This window comes from Pseudomonas edaphica, assembly GCF_005863185.1.
GTDB lineage: Bacteria > Pseudomonadota > Gammaproteobacteria > Pseudomonadales > Pseudomonadaceae > Aquipseudomonas > Aquipseudomonas edaphica.
Map to the genome: position 1 here is coordinate 1 of NZ_VBVZ01000763.1, position 2,637 is coordinate 2,637.

Genomic DNA, 2,637 nt, shown 5'->3' on the forward strand with positions numbered 1-2,637 from the left:
TTGACTATCAGTCTGACTCCACAAGCACCCACACGAATTGCTTGATTCAGTTGTTAAAGAGCGGTTGGTTAAGATCTTTCGTCTCAACCGAGGCGCGCATTCTACAGCAGCCTCATTTGCTGTCAAGCGATTTCTTTATCAAAATCAACTACTTGAACCAGAACCGGCTTCAAGCTGCTCGTCAGCGGGAGGCGAATAGTACAGCATTCAAATATGTGGTCAACCCCCTTCCTGAAATTCTTTTCGATTAATCCACAGTGCCACGGTTGCAGCTATATAAAGTGTTCGATCGCCTGACAGCGCGGCTCATGGCAAACGCGCGACCTCGCCCAGGCGTTACGGTTTGCAATCGGCGGCGAGGAAAAGCCGGCGAATCAGCAGACCTGACATTTGCGTAGGCGCGCAATGCCCCTTCAGCCCCTGACTATCAAACCGGCTCTCACCCACTTTTACACAGGTCCGAAAGAAAGCCATTGAAATTCAAGGGCTTTTTTTTCGCCTGCAGAAACGTGAGTATGTGCGGGCGAACGCAGACATGAGGAATCGGAACCATGGAATTGACGCTGGAAGCTGTTGCGCTTTTTGCTCTCAAGCTGGTGCATGAGACGGACGGCGCGAGCCCGTTGCTGCGCGATGACCTGGTGATGGATGGGTATGAGCGCGAAGTGTTTGGGTTGTTGGTGCGCCAGGGGGATTTGGCGACGATTCAACGCAAGCTCAATGAGTGCATTGCCCAGGCCTTGAATGCACTAGGCGGCGCCGACACGGTGCTGGGCCGTGAACTGCTCAAACTGTTTACAGATGTGCAACAGGCCAGCAGCCTTGATGAGCTAAGTACCCCGCTGATTACCCTCAAAGACTATCTGAAAGATATCCAGTGAGTCGGTGATCAACATACCGGCCAGGTACACCATCAATACGGCTACGCCAGCGTCCAGGCATCGCCAGACCACGGGCGTGCGAAACAGCTAGGTCAATCGCTGGCATCCCAGCGCCAACCAGATTAACGGCGCCGGCAGGACTCGCTGAGCAACAGCTTTTCAAGACCAGAAGTTTCAACGCCCCTTCTGATCCCCTCGGCTAATAATCCAACCGACCGAAAAGCTCTTCGAAAGGGATCATGACGTGCTCGCGATAAGCTTCACGCTCCCGGAGTCTTTGATACCACGCCTCAACGTGAGGAATGAGTGGGCGGGAAATAGCTAAAGAGAAGTAACGGTACAGATGTGTGCCAACAGTAATGTCTGCCAACGACAAACGTTCCCCACCCAGAAAGGGCTGCTCGCTCAAGACCTGGTCAAGTAACTCAAAATATTGATCGCAGAGGCTGATGCTTTTTTCGATAGCTTGCGGATCCCGCAACGCCTCAGGGGTTCGGTAAAAGCCCCAAAACACACCATTTAAAAACGTCGGCTGCAAGCTGGTTTGAGACCAATCCATCCAACGGTCAACTTGAGAGCGCTGAGCTGGGTCCTCACTCCAGAAACCAGATGCCCCATGACGCGCGGCAAGGTATCTGAGAATACTGTGCGACTCCCACACCACTGTCCCGTCGTCATCTTTTATGACAGGCACGCGCCCATGGGGGTTCATGCGCAGAAACGCTGGCGAATCCTTGAGGCCGTATTGGCCGCCCGCGGGAATATGGCGGTGGGCCAGACCTAACTCACCTATAAGCCACATGACCTTCTGAACATTGAATGACGAACGTCGCCCCCACACTTCAAGCATGCAACCTCCTGTTAACCACCCCTAACTACAACGTTGCAACCACCCTCTTACCGCCGTCCTTCAACCGCCATCCGCACAGCCAAGCCCATCAGCACCGAGCCCATCACCCAACGCTGAACCGCCTGCCAGCCTGGACGGGTGACGAAGAACACGGCGATGGAACCCGCCATCATTGCAATCACCGCATTGACGCTCACGCTGATGGCAATCTGCGTAAAACCCAGGATCAGTGATTGCATCAGCACACTGCCATGCCCATTCGGGTCAATAAACTGCGGCAACAACGACAAATACATCACCGCCACTTTGGGGTTCAGCAGGTTGGTCACCAAGCCCATCATGAACAACTTGCGTGGGCTGTCCTGGGGCAAGTCCCGCACTTGAAACGGCGACCGGCCACCCGGCTTCACCGCCTGCCAGGCCAGGTACACCAGGTACAACGCGCCACCGAGCCGCAACGCGTCGTAGGCAAACGGCACCGCCATCACCAATGCGGTAATCCCCAGCGCCGCGCAGAACATATAAACGAGGAAACCCAAGGCAACGCCACCGAGGGAAATCAACCCGGCCGTGCGCCCCTGGCAGATCGAGCGGGAAATGAGGTAAATCATGTTCGGCCCGGGCGTCAGCACCATGCCGAGGGAGATCAGGCCATAAGCAAGCCAGCTGGACAGTTCGGGCATGGTGTCGCTCCTGCAGTATTGTGCTGGGTGCCATGGTAGGGCGTTGAAAAGCAGGGCGTTAGATACAGATCCGCGAGCAAAACGTCATACACCGCTCACGGTAAGGCACATGATCGACTTCGCCTCGCTGCCGTACACAAACATCGCGCACGTTTGATCTGGATTCTGCAGGCAAAAAAACACCCTGGCGTCCCAAGGTCTTTTTTACTGCTAACGCTGCTTC

General features: G+C 55.0%; 3 protein-coding genes and 1 pseudogene. 2 read left to right on the forward strand and 2 right to left on the reverse strand.

The features are described 5' to 3' along the window. Positions 1-251, forward strand: a pseudogene (locus tag FEM54_RS34460) (hypothetical protein); the annotation flags it as partial. Between the two features lie 300 nt (positions 252-551). Then, complete coding sequence (locus tag FEM54_RS30140) at positions 552-881, forward strand: hypothetical protein (protein ID WP_017134664.1); 330 nt, start codon at positions 552-554, stop codon at positions 879-881. Positions 882-1,080: 199 nt separating this feature from the next. On the opposite strand, the gene FEM54_RS30150 is transcribed toward FEM54_RS30140, so the two are convergent. Continuing rightward, complete coding sequence (locus tag FEM54_RS30150; protein WP_099549468.1) at positions 1,081-1,731, reverse strand: glutathione S-transferase family protein; 651 nt, start codon at positions 1,729-1,731, stop codon at positions 1,081-1,083. Between the two features lie 47 nt (positions 1,732-1,778). After that, positions 1,779-2,414: a LysE family translocator gene (locus FEM54_RS30155; protein ID WP_058420054.1), complete on the reverse strand. Its 636-nt coding sequence runs from the start codon at positions 2,412-2,414 to the stop codon at positions 1,779-1,781. Between the last annotated feature and the right edge of the window lie 223 nt (positions 2,415-2,637).

What these genes read in the sequence shown, in the direction of transcription:
- FEM54_RS30140 (WP_017134664.1), top strand. Translation starts at nt 552, where the DNA reads ATGGAATTGACGCTGGAAGCTGTTGCGCTTTTTGCTCTCAAGCTGGTG.
- FEM54_RS30150 (WP_099549468.1), bottom strand. Translation starts at nt 1,731, where the DNA reads ATGCTTGAAGTGTGGGGGCGACGTTCGTCATTCAATGTTCAGAAGGTC.
- FEM54_RS30155 (WP_058420054.1), bottom strand. Translation starts at nt 2,414, where the DNA reads ATGCCCGAACTGTCCAGCTGGCTTGCTTATGGCCTGATCTCCCTCGGC.